Source organism: Pseudomonas sp. Q12-87 (assembly GCF_001269755.1).
GTDB classification, from domain to species: Bacteria; Pseudomonadota; Gammaproteobacteria; order Pseudomonadales; family Pseudomonadaceae; genus Aquipseudomonas; species Aquipseudomonas fluorescens_S.
Genome location: NZ_LHVI01000019.1, coordinates 215,256 through 234,835 on the forward strand (window position 1 = coordinate 215,256; position 19,580 = coordinate 234,835).

Sequence of the window (19,580 nt, forward strand, 5' to 3'; positions counted from 1 at the left end):
TGAAGAAATTGAAGAAGAACGTACTTATCATTGGTGCAGGAGGTGTCGCCAAGGTGGTGGCCCACAAGTGCGCGCAGCACAACGACGAACTCGGTCGTATTGCTATCGCGTCGCGCAACATCTCCAAATGCCAGGCCATCATCGACAGCGTCAAGGCCAAGGGTAGCCTCAAGCAACCCGCCGACATCAAGGCCTTTGCACTGAACGCTCTGGATGTCGAAGCGACCAAGGCGCTGATTCGCGAAACCGAGTCGCAGATCGTCATCAACGTCGGCTCCGCTTTCCTCAACATGTCGGTGCTGCGTGCCTGCATCGATACTGGCGTCGCCTATCTGGACACCGCCATCCACGAAGAACCGGGCAAGGTCTGCGAAACGCCGCCTTGGTACGGCAATTACGAGTGGAATCATCTCCAGGAATGCCAGGAGAAGAACATCACCGCCATTCTCGGCGTGGGCTTCGACCCGGGTGTGGTCAACGCCTATGCGGCATTGGCGCAGCAACAGCATTTCGACCGCATTGATTCGATCGACATTCTCGACGTCAATGCCGGCTCCCATGGCAAATATTTCGCCACTAATTTCGACCCGGAAATCAATTTCCGTGAATTCACCGGACAGGTGTGGAGCTGGCAGGACAGCCAGTGGACCAGCAACACCATGTTCGAAGTCAAGCGCACCGACGATCTGCCGGTCGTGGGCTCGCAGAACCTGTACCTGACCGGTCACGACGAAGTGCACTCGCTGTCGAAGAATCTCGACGTGCCCAACGTGCGTTTCTGGATGAGCTTCGGCGAGCACTACATCAATGTGTTCACCGTGCTGAAGAACCTGGGCTTGCTCTCCGAGCAACCGGTCAAGACCGCTGAAGGCCTGGAAGTGGTGCCGCTGAAAGTGGTCAAGGCCGTGCTGCCTGACCCGAGCTCGCTGGCGCCGGGCTACACCGGCAAGACCTGCATCGGTGACCTGGTGAAGGGTGTCAAGGACGGCCAGCCGCGCGAGATGTTCATCTACAACGTGGCCGACCACGAGGACGCCTACGCAGAAACCGATAGCCAGGGCATTTCCTATACCGCCGGCGTACCGCCCGTGGCCGCAGCCCTGCTGGTAGCCCGTGGCGAGTGGGACGTGCAGCGCATGGTCAACGTCGAAGAGTTGCCCGCCGAGGCATTCCTCGAAGCGCTCGACGTGATGGGCCTGCCGACGCGCATCAAGGACGAAAATGGAGATCGTCCCTGGAATCAACCCGCCTGAGAAACTGACAGTCTGCGGGTAGCTTGAATAAATGCTCCGTATCGAAAGGTACGGGGCATTTTCGTTTATGGGGCACATCATCCCGTGGCGAGGGGACTTGCTCCCGCTGGGCTGCCCGGCAGCCCCCATACAAACCGCCGCATGCCCCAAGCGAAAGCAAGAACCCTAGCCCTGGACCCTCCCTCCACCTTACGATTGCGATTCAAGGCCCAGGAGACTCAATCAGTGAAACCATTCAGAATTCGAGAGCTGAAAACTACCGACGCTGAAGCGCTACTGGCCTTCGAAATCCACAACCGTGATTGGTTCGAGTCCCATATCGACCCACGCGACCCTGCCTTCTATTCCTTGGAAGGTGTTGCTGATCACATTGACGAATACCTATCCGGGTTTGCCGCAGGCGCCTGGCACCCGTTTGTGATCGAGGATTGCAACGGGCGAATCGTTGGCCGGGCGAATTTGAAGGACATCGACCCACCGGGCCGTTCTGCGCAGGTAGGTTATCGGATCGCCCTGGACTGCTGCCGGCAAGGCCTCGCCACAATGGCCCTGGAACATCTGATCCGGCAGGCAAGGGCCCGTTGGGCCCTGACGCAACTGGTGGCTTATGCCTACGAACAGAATGTCGGCTCGATGAAGGTTCTTGAACGATGCGGGTTCGTGCCTGAGCCCCTCCTGCCGGGCGAAGACGCGGAGGGCGGCTGCCGCTTTGTCCTTGCGGTCCGGGCTGATTGACCTCCGCCTGGAATTTCGTTCTGGCGAGTCAATACTGAGTCTTCACGGCAGCCTCAATCTATTCGGCTGGCATCGTCGGATTAGAGAGGCTTTGAGGCAGCCATGGTCAGCGATCAGGCGTTTTTCTCCTTTGCTGTTCAAGTATCCCAAGTGTTCTTGAGTCGGCACTGACCCTGCCTTCAAGCGCCCGCGCATACAGGGAACTCTCACCTGCGGCCGCTGAAAACAACGTCATGCAGGAGGCGAATTTCATGGCATCCAGGGAGCCCAGCAGGTGTTCAATGGGGTTTTTCGAGTCCAGGACGGCGAGGGTGGCGCGCTCAAGTCGCGGTCCCAGGAGCGGGTGACGAAGATAGTCACGGGCCTCTTCGATGTCGCGAAGGCCGTAGAAGGTGGCATTCTCACTGGACCCCAGGCCGCGTAGCTGGGGAAATATGAACCATATCCAGTGGCTTTCCTTGCGCCCACGTTCAAGCTCTCGCAGGGCGCGTTCATAGCTCGATGCTTGAGCCTGGACAAAACGCTCCAGTGATTCAGTCATGTCAACGCTCCGATAAAGTATTTGTTTCGATGGGCGCCACACTGGTTCATTTCTGTCGTCGATACACCAGGCTTGGCGCCTCGCTCGGCACGTCGTCCAATTCGCCGAAACGATGCATGCCGAGCTTTTCCAGGACCCGGATCGACGCGGCATGCCCGGGCCTGACCAGGCCGAAGACGTCGGGTAAAGACAGCGGCCCAAAGGCCTGCGCCAGGGCAGTGCTGCCCAGCTCGGTGGCGTAGCCCTGGCCCCATGCCTCGACGGCAAAGCGGTACCCGAGATTGACCCGTTGCTCGGCCAGGTAATCATGAGCGGCGATGCCGCCGAAACCGATGAGGTGTTCCGGCGCCTCGTTGCGAGCTACCGCCCACCAGCCGTAGCCATGGTTGTCCCAGTGCTCGAGCCAATGGTTCAGGAGCGCCTGAGCCTCGGCCAGGCTGGTCATTGGGCCTGCCGGGTTGAATAGATGGGTGCGTGGGTCGCCATAAATGGCGAACAGCCGCGACACGTCAGCGGGCTGTGGTTTTCGGTAGATCAGGCGTGATGCGGGGCCTGGCATGTGGGTTTCCTTGTCGACGAGCCAGGTAAGAACCTACTCGTCAGCGCGGACCACGGCAACTGCCTGTGAAGGACAAATTTGCGCCCGGTCGAGGCCGGGCGCAGGAGCCTCCAGCGCCTACAACCAGTACCGCAAGCCGAGCATCAACGACTGTGCCTTGTATTCGGTTTGCACGTCACCTTCGGGCAGGCCCTGGATATTGCCGAAGTGCGCTTCGCGGGTCTTGAAGTAGCGATAATCCATGGACATGGACCAATGGTCGGTCAGCTCGTAGCCGATCCCGGCGCCGAGTTGGTAGGCCGAGACGGTGTCGCGGTGGGTATCGCCGAACTGGACGCCGCCGGCTTCCAGACCACTGACTTTCAGGACGGCGTAGCCCAGGCCGCCACCGACATACGGCGTGAACCGGTTCAAGGGCGCAGGCAGGTTCAGGACGTCATACCAAAGATTGGCCATCAGCGCGGTAGCTTGCTCTTCGCCTTCACCGTCGATGCTGCCGCCGCCTTCATAGACCCGGTGGTTGAACTGGGTCAGGGTATTTTTTCGGTAGCTCAGCTCCACTTCGGGACGGAGCCCGATCGGGAACCGCCAGCCGAACGCCAGTCCGGTCGCGTAGCCGGAGTGAAGCGGTTGGTTGAACTCCATCTCGACGAAATCGAGGTTGTTCTGGTTCAGGTCCTGTGCCTCGACCCAGTTCACGCCGGCCATGCCGCTGAGATAGGGCCCAAGGGTGTCGGCGAAACCGGACGCCGGGGCGATAACTCCCGTGCCGATGATGCCCATCACGAGATACCGGGTGTTCTTTTTAAGATTCATGCTCGATCCGAAGTGTGCTGTTATCGATAAATAAGCGAAGGGTGTCCAGGCGCGAGCGTCCAAGCACGCGTTCGCCCGGTCGGTTTCATACAACGTGCAGGTGCGTGCCGGTTTTTGCCTGTCCCTGGCGGGTGATGGCATTGCTCCGTTGCTCGGCCAGGGTGCAGAGGTTGTCCAGTGCGGTGGTCATCGCTGCGGTCAGCGCTTTGCGCAAGAGCCCGCGGTACAGGAAACTCAAGGGCCCGGCGATTTTTGCACTGTGGATGACATGGGTTTCATCCGGGGAAAGCCTGCGCATCTGATGGCCGAATTCCAGATCGATCCAAAGCAGTCTCGCGCTGTTGCGATAGCTTTCGTACGGGCTTACGGCCTCCAGTTTCAATGGCATGCTCAAGCCATTTTTCAGGACACATTTGCCTCGTGTGCCCGCTTGAAACGGACCGTCGAGCTCACAATGGCGCACGTCGGTGTCCCACAACGGCGCTTCTGGGAAATTGCTCCAGATCTGCCAGATTTCAGCAGGCGGCGATTTGACTATGACTTGCACTTTGACGTCGTTCACGGCGATACCTTGGTTGTGTAGGGCTGGGTCACGCTGGGGCCGGTTCATCCAGCGCCTCAGGCGGCCGGTGCGGATTGACTCAGCACCTGCGCGGTAATGCTCGCTTGACCGATTTTTTCGCCCCGGTTGAACAGGTCGATGTAGATGCGGTTGGTCTTGAATGACTGGAACCGCGCGTCGAAACCGGCTTGCGGTGCCAGCGACAGCGGACTGTTCCTGGGGATTGGCCGGTCCAGGGTGAAACTCAAGGCCAGCAGGTTCATCGGCGTATTGAGGGGAATGCGCAGATGGCTGTGGGCGATCTGCATGTAGCACTGGCGGGCCACTTCGAGGAAATACACCATCGAATGGTGCGCGGGATCGCCTTCCTGGAAAAAGTGCTCGTCCGGCAGCTTCACCGTGTCCACGCTCAGCCCTTGAGCGATGCCGCTCATCTCACTGACGATGACGTTTTCTTCTCGCGCCTTGTGCAACAAGGCTTTGTCACGGCAAGGGGTGGCGGTGAACAGGCCGGCCGGCGATGTCTCGAACGCCGAGCTATAGGCCATTCCCAACACGCAAGTGCACATAAGTTTTTCGCCCTGCATGACCTTCGCATTGAACACCTGCGGATCTTTGCCTTGCTCCAGCAGCAGGTCTATCGCCCCATGCTTTTGTACGTAGTGCTGGAACTTGATCTCCAGGGTCTTGACGTAGGCAACCCGTCCGCTCAACGGCGGCATGGCGAGTTCAATGAGTTGCAGCACGCCCTCAAGCAATAGGATGCCGGGGATGTGGTCCAGCGGGTGATCGAAGAAATACGGGTGAGCTTCGTCCACCACCAGCTGTGCCTGCAACGCGTGGGGGCTGCGCTGGATGTGAGTGATCACACTATTTTCCCCGCGCCGTTGCCACTGCGTCGGACGTTGGTTTTCCACGCCGCGGTGCAGGGCAAACAGCCCTTCCATGGCTCGAACCCTGACGCGCAATCCCGAGAGCACGGTGCTGGTCAACATCTGGCTGAGCTGCAGTACATCGACGCCGTCGTGTTGCGGCTCGCGGACGAGGCTGGCAGGTCGCGCCGGTGTGATGAGTGGCTGCAATTGCTGGGAGGACGAATGGGCAAAGCGCAACATGAACGCAAGCTTGATGGGGTCGGTGGTGCCCGCCGACGCACGCCATTCCCGCAGCTTTTCGGTGAACAACCACATCACCGCCTTGCCGGCCTCGCGGACCTCGATCACGGTGTGCTTCACATCGGCCAGCATCACCGCCAACAGGGTTTCGATGCCACTGGCTTCTGCCAGGAAACCGGTCTTCTCCCGCAGTGAGCCGTGGGCAGGCGTCGTGTCAGGCTGGAGCTCGCAGACCTCGATGCTCGAATATCGACCGCGATCCTTGCCCAGCAACCGGCAAGCCTCCTCCAATGAACCGGCGGCATGGGCGAGGACCGCTGCGCGGATTACCAGCAAAGGTTTTTCGCTGGCGTTCGGTTGATAAGGGCGCAACGCGAGCAGGCCCAAGCCTTCGCCTTGTGGTACCGCAGCGTGCAGGGCGCGTTCGACCTCGATTTCACTGCTCATGAAACGTCCCGCACCGAGCAGCAGCGTCGTAATGCCTTCCTTGAACCATTGCTGTGAAGCCAACAGGGTGTGCCAGAAGAGGCCCGCAGTGCCGACCAGGGTTTGGTGAAATCCCTTGAAGTCAAAAATCTGCGCTGGATAACCGGACAACATATTGGGCAGCATGGTTGCCACGTCGGTCACTTCCACGCCCGGTGCCTTTCCCTGGGACCGGGAGTAAAAATTGTGGGCGCTGCTGTAGGCGTTGCTGAAGCGCTCGCCGCCCATGTTGCAGCACATGACCATTGCCGTGCCGGGTGAGCCGGCCACGCCCGGCAAGCGACGCAGCACGTGATTGACGCGATCGGTGATCAACAGCTTGAAGGGGTCGACGTGGGCCAGGGGCTTGGGGCCCATGCCGAAGCCGTCGATGTCGATGACCTGATCCTGTGCCAGGAACCTTCCCTGCAACGGTTGGGCGGGGGACGCCGAGTAATCAACGAAACGCCCATAGGGGAACGTGACCGAGGGCGTCGCCGGCTGGTCCAGCTGTTGCCGGAAGGCCTGCAATGAACTGTGGCCGCCCAACGCTGCTTCAGCCTCGACAATGGCCAGGTCCAGCATCAGCACGCCGGGGGCCACACGAGGCGCGGCGGGGCGGTTGTCGGGAATGTATTCCTCGACGACCAGGTGGGCGTTGGCGCCGCCAAAGCCGAAACTGGAAATGCCGATCCGGATCGGTGACTGCCGATCCGCCAGGGCCTTTACTTCATGGGTGGCGAGTTGCAGGCACGTCTTGTCGACTTTTGCGCTGGGACGGTAGTCGGGCTGGGGAGGAATGCCTTTTTGACGCAATATCATCAAAGCCTTGGCGAGCGAAGCGCCTCCCGCAGCGGCCAAGGGGTGACCGATGACAGACTTGATCGAACCGATGCTTATTTTCTTGCCGTCCGGGCGATGGGGAGCGAAGAAGCCGTCCAGCGACGCCAACTCCGTCGCATCCCCCAGCGGCGTGCCGGTGCCGTGGGTTTCGATGTAGTCGACATCGCTCGGGTCAAGGCCGCTGTAGGCACGCTGATAAGCCGTGTATTGAGCCTGTTGGCCCGGCGCAAACACCGAACCCTCGGCGCCATCGGCGGACAGTCCCAGCGCCCGCAGCACACCCAGCGGGCGGCGCTGCGCAGCCAGGGCCTGGGCGACCGGCTCGACCAGAAATGCCACCGCACATTCGCCCGGCACAATGCCGTCGGCGTCCTGCCCGAACGCTTCCATTCGGGCCCGGGCGGAAAAAGCCGTCAACTGGGAAAAACCGAGGAACAGCGCAGGTGGCAACACTGTGTTGAGCGCCATGACAATCGCGTGGTCCGCCTGGCCACTGTTGACCAGGGCCTGGGCCATGTCGATGGCGTAGGGAAAGGAACTGCACGCGGTGTCCACCGACAGCGCCGGACTGCCGAGGCCGAAAGCCGCCGCCAGTTCAGCCACCTGTTCGCCCGGTGTATAGCCTTGCCGGGCATCTGTTTTGACGGCCAATCCCGTGACGAAATAGCTTTCATCACTCCAGGACGTCGCGACCACCAGTGCGGTGCGCTCCCGGCACAGCGCCGAACCCTGCCCGACGATCTGGGCAAGCAGCGTCCCCAGGACTTTCTTGCCAATGGCGACCTGTCGCCCCTCATGCCGTGACGGGATCGAGGCGTCGTCGGTGAGGCAAAAAGCGCTGTCCAGGTAGACGCGATCTTTTTCTCCGGCCTTGGCCGAATAGATCGACGTCTTGTCCAGTTCCCAGCGTGCCGGCATCGATTCGATAGGGGCCGTGCGCCCCTGGCAGAGCAACTGCCAGAGCGCCTCCGTCGACGGGGCCCCCGGAAACTCGCCCGCCATTGCGCTGAAGCAGAAATCGCCCGTTGTTGTTACTGCGCCACTCATATCCATTCTCCTGGTCGCAAAAATGCCGGGCGATCGTTTCGATCGCCGCGGATTTTTTTCCGTAGTGGGTCGTTCGACTCAGCTGAGCCTTGCCAGCAACGACAGGGCGTCTTGCGGCGTACGACGGGACATCAGCGCTTCACCGGCGAACTCGCTGGCTGTGCACTGTTGCGCCATGGATTGGCAGAGGGCTTCCCGGGCAAAGCCATTAAGGCCCAGTTGGGCGAACGGCGTCTGGATGTCGATGGACTGCGCCGCGTCGGGTAGCAAAGGCGACAGGGCGTCGAACAAGAGAGGGTTGGCTGGCGCCGGCGTGTGTGTTGCACCAGGCGAATTCGCTACGTCCTGCGCCGCTATCGCCTCGGGATCGGCCAGGGCGGCATTGATGACGGCAATGGTTGCCTGCGGCGACTTGGCGTTGGCGAGTTCGGAGCTCTGGGCCTTGAGCTGCGGCCACAAGGCCACGACCGACTCGAGGAAATCCAGCTGCACCAGGGAGTCCAGGCCCAGGCTTTCATAGCTGTGTGTCGGATCGATCTGCTCGACCGTGAAACCGGTGATGGTCGCCAGCTGTTCCAGCACCCAAGCCTGGGCATCCACCGCAGGCGCCTGAGGATCGGCTTCAAGCCGTGCCAGCAGGGCTGTGGGCGTCGGCGCATCGAAGAGCAGCGAAGTGAGCGCTTTCTTTTCCGGGAATTGCTTGGCCAGGGATTCGAAGAGATCCACCAATCCCAGGGAGTCGATACCCAGGCTGTCGAAACGCTGGTCGAAGTCGATTTGTTCCTTCTTGAAACCGGTGACCGAGCTTATCTCGGCGCGCAGCCATTGCGCGTAGTCGGGCGCCGGCGCCGGCCCTGCGACAGGCACGCAAACCAGCACCGGCGCATTGGCCTGCACCGGTTCCAGCATAGGGATGTTGTTGCTGGCGGGGGCTTCAAGCCCATGGGCATAGACGCCTTCCAGCACCTGCTGATGAGCATTGAAATAATGCGCGGTAACGGATTCGGCCTGCTCCAGCAGGCGCATCAAAATGGATTCCTTGGCGACATTGGATTCGCACAGTGAATCGATGATCTTCTCGGAAAGGGAAAAATAGCTGTGGGCGATTTTTCCGTTGGACACGATAAATTCCTGCACAACATCGTTGAGTTGCAAGCGCATGCGGTTCTCCATAACCAATACTTCAAATAGGCAAATCAAAAAGCGTGGCCCAGGACTGGGCCTTGTTCAGAACGGTGAAACGGGCAGTAGCCATTTAAAGACTTAAAGTTGGAGTTCCACTGCGTCGATCTCGCAAGATGTTGTTTTCAGGGCGCCTTTGATCAGCCCGGACCGGGCGTTCAGGTAGCTCACCAGCGTCATTGCATCGGCGCCCTGGAAGGCGATGTAGCCATCAGGACGAATGAGCATCAGCGTGCCCTCCTTGGCGTGGTAGCGTTTGTGTAACCGCCAATCGGGGTCCAGCAGCGTGGAGTGCCAGGCCGGTAATCCGGCGCTGCTCAGGGCATCGATCACGCAATAGGCCTTGATGCCTGGGTAGTCGTTTTCCACTGACTGGGCCAGCGAGTAATAGCCGGGCAGCAAAGGGGAAAACTGGTCGGCCGCGCTGAAAATCAACAGCGTGAACGTACCGTGGAACACGTCGATCAAGCGTTTTACTGGCATGCCTTGCGCTTGCCACAGCTCGACATCGGGGGCCAGTTGTCCAGCGCGGGGCGCCGAAGCCTGGAACTCGGGTTTCTTGCCTTTACGGCTCCAGTTCTGGCGCTGCTTGTTCGTCAACGAGTCCTGGATGTAATCGCTTTTGCCGTAGTGATACTGGTGGCCGGAAATCATCGACGGCAGTTTGCGCTGGACCTTTTTCCTGCTGCTGATCAGCGGCAGGACGTTGTCGCGCAGCCAGACCAGGGCCCGCTGCTTGACGGTAATCAGCCCCGTCAATCTGTGCGCGGTGTTTTCCACTTCGAGCGCTACCGGGTAGCGCTCCTCGTTGTAGCTCTCCAACAGGGACGGATCCGCCAGGCCTTGGTCGACATAGGCCATCTTCCACGCCAGGTTATACGCCTCGGAGATTCCGAGATTCATCCACTGCCCGCCGATCGGGCTGCCGATATGCGCCGAGTCCCCCACCAGGAACACCGAGCCTTGCTGCATCGACTGCACACGGCGGTGTTGGAAAGAAGCGATGGTGGTCGAAGAAATATTGGACAGTGTCATCTTTTGCCCACGGCCTTCACACAACCGCTGGAAATTTTCCAGGCTCAGGGAGGGACGCTCGCCTTCGGGCGGAAGGTCGTAAGGCATCTCGATGAACAGCCGATAGCGCGATTGGGCGCTGATCGGCGCGACGGCCACATAACCGTCCTGCGCACCCAGGAAAAATGCCCCCTCATCCTTGCTTCCGGCCCACTCGATATCGGCGTCGGCGAGCATGAAGAAGCGGTCGTAGGACGATCCTTCGAAGGCCATGTCGAGGCGCTTGCGGATGTTGCTGCGCGCCCCATCAGAGGCGACCACCCAGCGGCTGGCGAAGCTTTCGTCGGTGCCGTCGGCGTGACGAAGGGTCATGTGCACCGAGCCTGGCTGGTTGTCTATATCGACCAGCTCGGTATTCCATTCCACCTGTGCGCCCAGCTCGTTCAGCCGTTCGAGAAGGATTTTCTCTGTCTGTGGTTGCGGCAGGCTGAGGAGCAGGGGATAGGTCGCGTCCAGGTAGGAGAAGTTGTAATTCAATACCCGCTTGGCGTTGGACTGCACCGAAAACTGGTTGATGGTGAATCCGTCGTGGATGGCTCGATCGGCAACGCCCAGGTCGCGAAAGATTTCCAGCGTCCGGGAATGGATGGCCATCGCTTTGGTTGCCGTCGACGGCCCGACATTCTTCTCGATGATGCGAAAAGACACGCCCCACTGCTTCAGCATGATGGCCAGGGATAAGCCAATGGGGCCAGCCCCTACGATCATGACGGTCGGGTTGCTGCCGGGACGCTTGAAGTGTTTGGGTGCCAGCGTACTCAGGGTATTCATCGGTCAGTACCAGTTTCTGTAGAAGGGAGAGTCGGCAATGTCGAGCAGCGCCGCGTCACCGGATGAGTCGCCGTAGGCATAAATGTAAAAGTCATCGAGGTTGCCCACGCAGCCTTTGAGCCGTGTGACTTTCTCTCTCTCCACGCAGTTGGTACCGGATATCGCCCCGGTGAGACGGTTTTTTGCAGTGGCCAGGCGGGTGCCGCACACATAGTCGAAGCCAGCGGCCTGGCCCCAGGGGATCAGGTAGTTTTCCGGCGAATTGCTGACCAGCGCGGTGCGGTGCCCCATGGACTGATGCCATTTGAGCCGGCGCAGGGCTTCAGGCCTGAGCCAGAGCGGCAGTTGCTCGGTAATGAAATATTTGGCGTGCTCGCGCTCCTGTTCCACCGAAAGGCCACCCAGGTAGCAGGCAATGAAAGCCAGCCGGGCCTGCATCAACGGGGTAAAGCCCAGGATCACGCTGAGCATCTTCGGTAACAGTGGGATGATCCTCAGCCAGAACGAGCGGGTGCCCACGATAAAGCGCATGTAGCGCCAGAAGGTATGCCGGTCGGTGAGCGTGCCATCGAAGTCGAAAACCGCGAGTACCGGTTGTGTGCTGTCAGCGTGCATGTGCCTCTTCCTTGAGCGAGATGATCTCGATGTTCCTGGGCAACTTGAAGCCCGACAGGTAATGCGAGAGCAGGGTGGATACAGCGGCCTGGTTCAGGTCGTCGCTTCCTTCAACGCACAGGTGCAGTACGTTGACTTCCTTGTTGTCCGGGACGATGTAGGCTTTGGCGCGCACGACATCGGGGTGCTTCAGGGCGATGGATTCGACTTCCGTCAGGTCGACCATCTGCGCCTTGATTTTGGAAATGCGCAGGCGCTGGCAATAGAAAACCACATGCCCATCGTCGTTGCGCCAGACCAGGTCACCGCTGTGGAACCAGCCATCACGGAAAAACCGGGCGTTGGCCTCATCGGCATTGTTATAGCCATCGATGACCATGGCCCCGCGAATCAGCAATTCGCCGATACGTCCAGCGGCCACGTCCTGTCCCTGGGCATCGACGACTCGCAGATCCACGCCACTGATCGGTTGGCCCATGGCGCCGCGATGAACCGCGCCAATCGAACTCTGAACAATTACCGGCATGCTCTCGGTCAAGCCGTAGCCTTGCAGCACTGGCTTGCACCCCAGCAACTTGCCCAGCTTGTCGGCTTCGTCGGCCGGCAGATGGCTGCCACCCGAGTAGAGCATCAGTTGAGGGTGCATCGGCAACAGCGCGCCTTTGCGTTTGGTCAGTCGCGTATTGAAGTAGCGGATGACGTCGGGCACCAGGCAGGCGAAGCTCACCTGATGTTCCGACAGCACCTCTGCCAGGTCGCGATTGAGCAAGGTGTTGGTCATCAGCAGCGTGGCGCCGATGCTGAGCGGAAACACCATCATCACGCAGAGTCCGAAGATGGCGTACAGCGGCAGCGTCACCAAGTGAACAGAGCCAACGCCTTGGCGATGAAAATGCTCGTGCAAGCCATCACTCGATTGCGTCAGGTCGAGGTAGCGGTGCGAGACTGCCAGGGGCTTGCCGGTGCCTCGATAGGTGAACTGCACCGAGACCACCGGATTGCCCTCGGGCAGGATCAATGGGGCGCTGTTGTGCGCAAGCTCAACCGCAGCCGTTGCGTTGGCCGATAGTGGTGGCGCCAGCTCGCACCCGGTGTCCAGCAGCAGGGAGTGCCGGACGCCGTTGGACGGCTGGAATGTCTCGCTGTGCTGCACCCATAGGGCTTCGGTCGTGACCACCAGCGACGGCCTGGCGAGGCTGACGACGTTGGACATTTCGAAAGGGGTCAGCTTGCAGTTGAGGATGACCGGGATGGCTCCGCGCCCGATTATCGCCAAATAGTAAGCAATGAACGCCACCCCGTTGGGCAGTACAAGCGCAACTTTATCGCCGGGTAATACATCCAGCGCCTGAAGGGCACCGTTGCAAACTTCGGCCTTGATTCGTAACTCGCGGTAAGTCACGGTATCGTCTTGTTCGTCCAGGTGCTTTATTGCAATCTGCTCGGGGAACGACTCCGAAATACCGACAAAGCGATGCAGAAAACCTTCTTTATATGAAAGGCTTTTCATTTACCAACCTCTCTCAATCCTTGGATGTATGGCTAGTCAAAAAAGTACTGCAGAGGCAGGCTATATATGATTGTTTCAATCAAGCATCTACGTAGTTATTGTTCCGATACCAGGCGAGGGTATCGGTCAGTGTTTCAGCGACAGGGCGGAACTTGCATTCCAGTTCCTTTGCGCTTTTTTGATGGCTGAAGTGTGTACGGCCTTGTTCTTGTTCCATGAGCTTGACCGTGGAAGTACTGATCAGCACCGGTTTTTTCGTGAGGCGGTAATAAGCTTCGTAAAACCAGGCAATGATTCGCAGCATGAACAGTGGCACGTTGCGCTCCGGCGCTTTTACGCCACTGACACTCGACAACGCCTGGAAGATGCTTTTCATGTCCATGTGATTGCCGGCCGCCAGATAGCGCTCGCCGGATCTACCGCGGGTAATGGCCGCGAGTTGATGTTCGGCCACGTCCCGGGCGTCGACAACGGAGAAGCTGCCAGGCAGTACACCGGGCAGTTTTTGTCCTACAAAATCCAGAAGGAATTGTCCCGACGAGGTCGGACCTATATCACCGGGGCCAAACATCCATCCGGGCAATACCATGGCGACGAACATATCCGGGTGACTGGAAAGGAACGCTTGGACTTTCTGTTCGGACAGTATTTTGCTCAAGTAGTAATCGTCGGCCTCGAGTTCGCTGCGAGACATTGTTTCATCGATCACTTGGTCACGGTTGCCCTTGAGGACGGCAATCGAAGAGGTGTGCACCGCTCGACGGATACCGGCGGCATAGGCTGCTTGTAACAGGCGTTCGGTACCCGTCACGTTGGTGTCGTACAGCTTTTGCCAGTGTTTGCCGCCCTTGTAGCTGTCGCGAAAATAGGCTGCGGTGTGAAACAGGGCGTCGCACCCTTGGAGAGCATGACTGAAGGCGGCGACGTCAAGCATGTCCCCTTCGACCAGTTCGACGGGCAGGCCACCGAATTGCTTTCTGGCTTTTTCTGCGGAACGGACCAGCGCCTTGACCTTGATGTTTCGTTTCAGCAACGCACGAACGACGTTATTTCCCAGCAGGCCAGTAGCGCCTGTGACGAAGGCATATTCCATTAAGATCCAGCTCCTGTGAGATGACCTGCCGCTGAGTCAAGATCGGCATGGCCGACTCGCTGGGCTGAACAGGTGTTGGGCTCCACCAACGGCGCAAGTAAAAACCATTCGGTATCTGAAAATCAAGTGGTATTTCGTGGCCGTCGCCCGAGGGCCCGTAAATCCTGGGATTTCAGCGCCTCGCGACAAAAAAAGCTCAGCGGATGATCGGTCCGAACAGGCACAAATGCCGGCTGGATTCGCTCGCCCGACCCACGCAGATCTGGCGTGATGGCCGATCTTGCGCGCGGGTTCATTCACTCAACTACATGGCAAAAACATGGCACTTTATTTAAGTTTTAAATGTCAATCATTGAGCGAGGCGCGTATAAGATGGAACGGCAAAATTGGAGACTGGACGGTGAGTAGCCGATGCGTTGCATCCAGTAACAATTAGATATGATTTTTGGCCAAGGGAGCCGAGGGCGTGATTAAAAAGAGATTGGGTCGAGAAGAGAGCCAACAACTAACCAGAGATACACTGTTCGACACCGCCACTGAACTGATGATCAGCAAAGGTTTTCATGCCGCCAGCGTCAACGCCATTTCCGAGGCGGCTGGTTTTTCCAAGGGCGCTTTTTTTTCAAACTTTACAAGCAAGTCGGATTTACTCCTGCAATTGGCCCAGCGGTTCAAGCGAGTCGAGATCGACCGATTAAGTTCGACTTTGGCTGCAGGGTATTCGTCCGAGCAATTGGCCCACGGCTTGAACGCTTACATCGACACGCTGAAGAATAATACCCGTTGTGCGATCCTCGATGCTGAGTTGCAACTGATCGCCTTGCGCGATGAAGATTTTGCCCCGCATTACTATGAGTTGCATGAGGAAAACAGCGAGGCCTTGGGCCAACTCATCAGCATCATATTCAATCATGCCGGGAAGAAGCCGCCGCTGCAGAATGCTGCACTGGCAAAGACTTTTACCGCACTGTCGGAAGGCTTGATATTACAAGGGCATGAAGACCCAGCCGCTGAAATAAAGTTGGTACTGAACTCGCTGATCCAGACTGCGGAGCCGTTATAAGTTTGCCGTGTAAGTTGTAGGTTATCGCTGGTACGCCAGCAAGCGGCGCTCGGCCATTCGGAATATGCCCACCAGGGCGCAGGCCAGCAGCATGTAGAGCAGGGCAGCGATCCCGTACGCCTGGAAGGTCTTGAATGTGGCCGCGTTGACATCCCCGGCGATTTTCAGGATGTCGGGCACGGTGGCGGTAAAGGCGATGGCCGTGGCATGCAGGACAAAAATCACCTCGTTGCTGTAAGCCGGGAGTGCCCGGCGCAGCATGCTTGGAATCAGCACCAGGATGAACAACTGGCTGCGGGTCATGCCCAGGGCCAGGGCGGCTTCGATTTCGCCACGTGGGGTGGTGCGCAGTACGCCGGCGAGTATTTCGATGGTGTAGGCGCAGGTGTTCAGGGCCAGGGCCAGGATCACGCAGTGCATGCCGTCACGAAAGAACCACCACAGGCTTGGCGTTTCCCTGATGACGCTCAGGCTGGCCAGGCCGCTGTAGATGATCAGCAACTGCACGAACAGCGGCGTGCCGCGAAACACCAGGGTGTACAGCTGGATAGGCAATGCCAGCCAGCGACTGCCATAGGTGCGTATCAGCGCCAGGGGAATCGCCGCAAACAAGCCGATGACAGCGGACGTCAGCAGCAACCATAGCGTGACGGACAGGCCGCTCCAGCGATAACCGTCGGTCCAGAGGAAATTGGGCCCGAACTCCTTGAGTATCTCGATCATGACGCTCTCCGCTGTGGTTCCGGGCTGTAGTGCCGTTCCAGGTGTTTGAGGGCAAGGCTGGAGAGAACTGCGAAGGCGAGGAATATCGCGGCAATCACTAGGTAGAAAAACATCTGCCTCGACGTGGCATTGCCCGCTTGCTTGGCGACCTGGACCATGTCGTTGAGGCCCAACAGCGATATCAGCCCGGCACTTTTGAGGAGCACTTGCCAGATGTTGCCGATGCCGGGCAGGGCGAAGCGCATCATTTGCGGCAGGCGGATGCGCCATAGTACTTGCCAGTGGCTCATGCCGTAGGCCCGCGCCGCTTCCAGTTGGCCGGCCGCGATCGCCTGGAAAGCGCCGCGAAAGGTCTCGGTGCAGTAGGCCCCGTAAATGAAACCCAGCGTACCGATAGCCGTGCCGTAGGGGTTCAATTGGAATGATTCCTGGCCGAAGGCATCCGCGACCTGGTTGAGCCCGATTTGCGCGCTGTAATAGATCAGCAACATCAGGACCAGGTCCGGCACACTGCGCACCAGCGTGGTATAGATCGTCGCGACCAGCCGTAGCGGTGCCAGCGGCGAGAGCGTCGCCAGCGCCCCGAGCAGGCCCAGGGTGATGGCGACGCAGGCGGCCCAGGCGGCCACCTGCACGGTCAGCCACGCGCCCTGGAAAATCAGATAGCCGTATCCCTCGAGAAACATGGTTGCAGGCTCCGCACGGGTGGTTATTTCGGTGAAATGTCGAAGTCGAAGTATTTGCTGGCGATACGCTCATACGTGCCGTTGCGGTGGATCCGTTCCAGCGCCTGATTGATTTCACCGGCCAGGGCGGTATCGTTTTTGCGCAAGCCGATCCCGGTACCCGGCCCGAAGATTTCAGGCGACTTGACCACCTCGCCAGCATAGCCGAAGCCTTTGCCTATCGGCTTTTTCAGCAGCCCTTCGGAAACCGCAATCGCATCGTCAAACGCCGCATCAAGTCGCCCATTGATCAAGTCCGAATAGGTCAAGTCACTGCTTTGGTAAGGCACGATTTCGACACCTTTTGGTCCCCACATGCGCTTGGCATAGACTTCGAACACGCTGCCTTGCTGCACGCCGATGCGCTTGCCGCGCAGCGATTCCGCCGTCGGCTGCAAGGCACTGCCTTCAGGCGCCACCAGGCGCGCCGGGGTGTCATAAAGCGTGTTGGAAAAGGCAATTTCGGCCTTGCGCTCTTCAGTGATCGAAAGAGCCGACAGTATCCCGTCGAACTTCCTGCCCTTGAGGGCCGAAACCATGCCGTCGAAGGCGTTTTCCACCCAGATGCAACGTCGTTTCAATTCGCTGCACAGGCTTTCGCCCAGCTCGATATCGAAACCGGTCAGTGAGCCATCCGGGCGCTTGGACTCGAAGGGTGGATAGGTGGGATCTACCCCGAAACGCAGCTCTTCGCTGGCGCCCCAGGTCATCAGCGGGCTGGCCACGAGCATCAAACCGATCAGACATCTTTTCATCGACAGGGTATCCACGACAGGTTGGTAGAACCGCCCCGGGACATACCCCGGGTGGCGCGCATCAGCCTTGAAGGTTCAAGGCATGTTTCAGTTGCTCGGTGCGCCCGGCATCCACTGCTTGGCCGTGGCCGAAGCCACCGGCCCAGCCGCACACCTGGCCGGCGAAATCGACGCCGCGTAAAAGACACTCGGCAAGGCTCTGCTGGGCTTGCCATGCCAGCAGGAACGCGGCGATAAAACCGTCGCCGGCGCCCATGCTGTCGACGAACGTGCAGGGCAGCGCCGGTTGCTCGTGGACGCCTCGGGCATCCAGTGCAAGGGCGCCCTCGGCACCGCGAGTGATGACCACGACTGCCGGGCCCCACGCCCGCAACGAGCTTGCCAGCGTCTGGGCTTCGCTCGATGAGAGGTCGGCCGCCGAGAAAAAGGCAATGTCGACATGCTTGATCATCGCCCGCCAATCGAACTCCACCCAGTTGTCCGAAAAGTCGAAAGACAGGCAGCCACTGGCCTGGCGTATTTGCGCCAACTGGCCCTCGAGGCCGCTGTAGAGGCTGCTGTGTGCCAGTGGGTGTTGCGCGATATAGGCCAGGTCGTCGGCCTCGAGCTGCAATTGACGGCAGACACCCGCATCGCTGCCCAGAAACACCCGCTCGCCGTTGGCGCTGTCCACGCATGCCCAACCCGTGGCGCCCGGCAGCGTTCGGCAACGCGAGACGTCGACGTGCTCCTGGCGCAGGCAATCGAGCAGGCGTTGACCATGGCGGTCGTCGCCGACGCAGCCCAGGTAGGCGCTGCGAGTACCAAGCCTTGAAGCGAACACTGCGGTGTTGAGCGCGTTCCCGCCGGGGTATTCGACGTGGCGGTCCAAGTACACGTCAATCGTGTTATCACCGACCGCGATCAGGCTGGTCATACTCAGTACTCCGTTTTCCACATGTAGCGACGGGTCGTCAGCGGCTGCTGGTGCCAGACCGCAAGGTGAGCGGCGATGCGCTCTGCGGCGATTCCGACGATATAGGGCGCGACAATCGCGCGAATCTGCGGGTCGATGCCTTCCATGGGAAAGTCCCTGGCGTCATAGACCATGACCCGTTCGGTGTACCGCTGGCAGAAGCGCACGACGCGCTCCATCTGTGCCCGGCTCGGATCCTCGCCCACCAGCAACAACAGCGGGGTGGACGAGTCGATGGCTTCGAACGGCCCATGGAAAAACTCCGCAGCCTCCACCGGCAGGCAATGCAGCCATTGGCTTTCCATCACCACGCAGACGCCGAAGACATAGGCGGTGGTGAACATCGGGCCCGAGGCCAGGAAATACATGACCCGATCATCTTTGTAGAGGCGTGCTTCTTCGGCCGCGCGCCGGTCATTGTTGATGGCTGCGTCGGCCAATGCCTGGGGCAGGGCCTTGAGCGATTGAACGAGCTTGTCCAGCAACGGCCATCCCTCGCGCTTGGCCAACAGACCGCCGATCAACGCCTGCAAGATCATGAAGCAACCGAAGTACGCCTCGTCGGTACGCCCCAACAGAAAGCAATGCTGGACAGCCTGGGCCAGCGGCAGCTCGGCAGTCTGGGTCACGCCCACCGTGAGGCAGGGCTTGTCTTTAAGGAAACGTGCGGCGGCGATGGTTTCCTGGGTCGTTCCGGATTTGGAGGCCAGGACCACCAACGTACGCTCATCCAGGCGCGGCGGATCGATGTCCATGAAATCCGCCGGGAAATAGCGCCGCACTTCCAACGTGTGGCTATAACGCTCAAGCCAGTATTGCAGGCCGAGCATGATCCGGTTGGGGGCGCCGCAACTGACGAAATAGATACGATCGATCCGCGTCGCCAGCTCCTGACCGAATTGCTGCGCGTCGTCGACGATTTGTACGGATTGTTGCAAGGAGGCGGTGAATGCTTCCCGGTTGAACTGGATCGCCATGTAAGCTCCTAGGGTGCCTTGTTAAGCGGGTTCATGCTGGATTCATGCGCCCTGTTTAGACCAAAAGCTATACCACGAAAAATACCATTACAAGGTTTTTCTGGCATGGTCTAATGGCCTGTCGCTGCGGCTTGCGAAGACTTGAAAGCTCCGTTTCTGGCCTGTTTTAATCAAGCTTGCGGGTTTGCGAGGGTTTTCTTT

At 59.4% G+C, this 19,580-nt stretch carries 18 protein-coding genes; 3 read left to right on the forward strand and 15 right to left on the reverse strand.

Features of this window, described 5'->3' with window-relative positions; genetic code table 11:
* Positions 1-8: 8 nt before the first annotated feature.
* Positions 9-1,253 (forward strand): saccharopine dehydrogenase family protein, encoded by a 1,245-nt coding sequence (locus AD663_RS12845; RefSeq protein WP_003181466.1) that lies wholly within the window; start codon positions 9-11, stop codon positions 1,251-1,253.
* Positions 1,254-1,478: 225 nt separating this feature from the next.
* Positions 1,479-1,988 carry a GNAT family N-acetyltransferase gene (locus tag AD663_RS12850; protein ID WP_053213856.1) on the forward strand — a complete coding sequence of 170 codons (510 nt, stop codon included), beginning with the start codon at positions 1,479-1,481 and terminating at the stop codon, positions 1,986-1,988.
* Positions 1,989-2,094: 106 nt separating this feature from the next.
* On the opposite strand, the gene AD663_RS12855 is transcribed toward AD663_RS12850, so the two are convergent.
* The 10 genes from AD663_RS12855 to AD663_RS12900 form a co-directional block, all read right to left on the reverse strand.
* A complete protein-coding gene (locus AD663_RS12855; protein ID WP_003181470.1) occupies positions 2,095-2,529 on the reverse strand; it encodes a DUF1810 domain-containing protein in 435 nt (144 codons plus the stop codon).
* Between the two features lie 46 nt (positions 2,530-2,575).
* Positions 2,576-3,088: a GNAT family N-acetyltransferase gene (locus AD663_RS12860; protein ID WP_053213857.1), complete on the reverse strand. Its 513-nt coding sequence runs from the start codon at positions 3,086-3,088 to the stop codon at positions 2,576-2,578.
* Positions 3,089-3,205: 117 nt separating this feature from the next.
* Complete coding sequence (locus AD663_RS12865; RefSeq protein ID WP_053213858.1) at positions 3,206-3,904, reverse strand: outer membrane protein; 699 nt, start codon at positions 3,902-3,904, stop codon at positions 3,206-3,208.
* Positions 3,905-3,989: 85 nt separating this feature from the next.
* On the reverse strand, positions 3,990-4,466 hold the full coding sequence (locus AD663_RS12870; RefSeq protein ID WP_053213931.1) for an SRPBCC family protein: 477 nt from the start codon (positions 4,464-4,466) through the stop codon (positions 3,990-3,992).
* Positions 4,467-4,522: 56 nt separating this feature from the next.
* Positions 4,523-7,936 carry a beta-ketoacyl synthase N-terminal-like domain-containing protein gene (locus AD663_RS12875; RefSeq protein WP_053213859.1) on the reverse strand — a complete coding sequence of 1,138 codons (3,414 nt, stop codon included), beginning with the start codon at positions 7,934-7,936 and terminating at the stop codon, positions 4,523-4,525.
* A gap of 78 nt (positions 7,937-8,014) precedes the next feature.
* Positions 8,015-9,097, reverse strand: a complete 1,083-nt coding sequence (locus tag AD663_RS12880; protein ID WP_003181477.1) for an acyl carrier protein — start codon at positions 9,095-9,097, stop codon at positions 8,015-8,017.
* 102 nt (positions 9,098-9,199) lie between these two features.
* The gene (locus tag AD663_RS12885; RefSeq protein WP_003181479.1) at positions 9,200-10,963 is read right to left on the reverse strand and encodes an FAD-dependent monooxygenase; all 1,764 of its coding nucleotides are present in this window, start codon (positions 10,961-10,963) and stop codon (positions 9,200-9,202) included.
* Positions 10,964-10,966: 3 nt separating this feature from the next.
* Positions 10,967-11,578 carry an HAD-IB family hydrolase gene (locus AD663_RS12890; RefSeq protein WP_003181480.1) on the reverse strand — a complete coding sequence of 204 codons (612 nt, stop codon included), beginning with the start codon at positions 11,576-11,578 and terminating at the stop codon, positions 10,967-10,969.
* Positions 11,568-13,088, reverse strand: a complete 1,521-nt coding sequence (locus tag AD663_RS12895; RefSeq protein ID WP_053213860.1) for a class I adenylate-forming enzyme family protein — start codon at positions 13,086-13,088, stop codon at positions 11,568-11,570. The genes AD663_RS12890 and AD663_RS12895 overlap by 11 nt, the downstream gene beginning before the upstream one ends.
* 79 nt (positions 13,089-13,167) lie before the next feature.
* Complete coding sequence (locus AD663_RS12900; RefSeq protein WP_053213861.1) at positions 13,168-14,181, reverse strand: SDR family oxidoreductase; 1,014 nt, start codon at positions 14,179-14,181, stop codon at positions 13,168-13,170.
* Between the two features lie 466 nt (positions 14,182-14,647).
* Here AD663_RS12900 and AD663_RS12905 point away from each other — a divergent pair, with 466 nt between their 5' ends.
* Positions 14,648-15,244, forward strand: coding sequence for a TetR/AcrR family transcriptional regulator (locus AD663_RS12905; protein WP_003181486.1), 597 nt, complete (start codon positions 14,648-14,650; stop codon positions 15,242-15,244).
* Between the two features lie 21 nt (positions 15,245-15,265).
* Here AD663_RS12905 and hisM read toward each other — a convergent pair whose 3' ends face one another.
* The 5 genes from hisM to AD663_RS12930 form a co-directional block, all read right to left on the reverse strand.
* Positions 15,266-15,967, reverse strand: coding sequence for a histidine ABC transporter permease HisM (gene hisM / locus AD663_RS12910; protein WP_003181488.1), 702 nt, complete (start codon positions 15,965-15,967; stop codon positions 15,266-15,268).
* Complete coding sequence (locus tag AD663_RS12915) at positions 15,964-16,653, reverse strand: ABC transporter permease (protein WP_053213862.1); 690 nt, start codon at positions 16,651-16,653, stop codon at positions 15,964-15,966. Before AD663_RS12915 ends, hisM begins: the two co-directional genes overlap by 4 nt.
* A gap of 23 nt (positions 16,654-16,676) precedes the next feature.
* On the reverse strand, positions 16,677-17,447 hold the full coding sequence (locus AD663_RS12920) for an ABC transporter substrate-binding protein (RefSeq protein WP_053213863.1): 771 nt from the start codon (positions 17,445-17,447) through the stop codon (positions 16,677-16,679).
* A gap of 61 nt (positions 17,448-17,508) precedes the next feature.
* Positions 17,509-18,363, reverse strand: a complete 855-nt coding sequence (locus tag AD663_RS12925; protein WP_053213864.1) for a PfkB family carbohydrate kinase — start codon at positions 18,361-18,363, stop codon at positions 17,509-17,511.
* 2 nt (positions 18,364-18,365) lie between these two features.
* The gene (locus AD663_RS12930) at positions 18,366-19,379 is read right to left on the reverse strand and encodes an SIS domain-containing protein (protein ID WP_053213865.1); all 1,014 of its coding nucleotides are present in this window, start codon (positions 19,377-19,379) and stop codon (positions 18,366-18,368) included.
* Positions 19,380-19,580: the final 201 nt, after the last annotated feature.

Bases quoted from the DNA above. Each gene is read 5' to 3' on its own strand.
- AD663_RS12855 (WP_003181470.1), bottom strand. From the start codon at position 2,529: ATGACTGAATCACTGGAGCGTTTTGTCCAGGCTCAAGCATCGAGCTAT.
- AD663_RS12860 (WP_053213857.1), bottom strand. From the start codon at position 3,088: ATGCCAGGCCCCGCATCACGCCTGATCTACCGAAAACCACAGCCCGCT.
- AD663_RS12865 (WP_053213858.1), bottom strand. From the start codon at position 3,904: ATGAATCTTAAAAAGAACACCCGGTATCTCGTGATGGGCATCATCGGC.
- AD663_RS12875 (WP_053213859.1), bottom strand. From the start codon at position 7,936: ATGAGTGGCGCAGTAACAACAACGGGCGATTTCTGCTTCAGCGCAATG.
- AD663_RS12880 (WP_003181477.1), bottom strand. From the start codon at position 9,097: ATGCGCTTGCAACTCAACGATGTTGTGCAGGAATTTATCGTGTCCAAC.
- AD663_RS12885 (WP_003181479.1), bottom strand. From the start codon at position 10,963: ATGAATACCCTGAGTACGCTGGCACCCAAACACTTCAAGCGTCCCGGC.
- AD663_RS12890 (WP_003181480.1), bottom strand. From the start codon at position 11,578: ATGCACGCTGACAGCACACAACCGGTACTCGCGGTTTTCGACTTCGAT.
- AD663_RS12895 (WP_053213860.1), bottom strand. From the start codon at position 13,088: ATGAAAAGCCTTTCATATAAAGAAGGTTTTCTGCATCGCTTTGTCGGT.
- AD663_RS12900 (WP_053213861.1), bottom strand. From the start codon at position 14,181: ATGGAATATGCCTTCGTCACAGGCGCTACTGGCCTGCTGGGAAATAAC.
- hisM (WP_003181488.1), bottom strand. From the start codon at position 15,967: ATGATCGAGATACTCAAGGAGTTCGGGCCCAATTTCCTCTGGACCGAC.
- AD663_RS12915 (WP_053213862.1), bottom strand. From the start codon at position 16,653: ATGTTTCTCGAGGGATACGGCTATCTGATTTTCCAGGGCGCGTGGCTG.
- AD663_RS12920 (WP_053213863.1), bottom strand. From the start codon at position 17,447: ATGAAAAGATGTCTGATCGGTTTGATGCTCGTGGCCAGCCCGCTGATG.
- AD663_RS12925 (WP_053213864.1), bottom strand. From the start codon at position 18,363: ATGACCAGCCTGATCGCGGTCGGTGATAACACGATTGACGTGTACTTG.
- AD663_RS12930 (WP_053213865.1), bottom strand. From the start codon at position 19,379: ATGGCGATCCAGTTCAACCGGGAAGCATTCACCGCCTCCTTGCAACAA.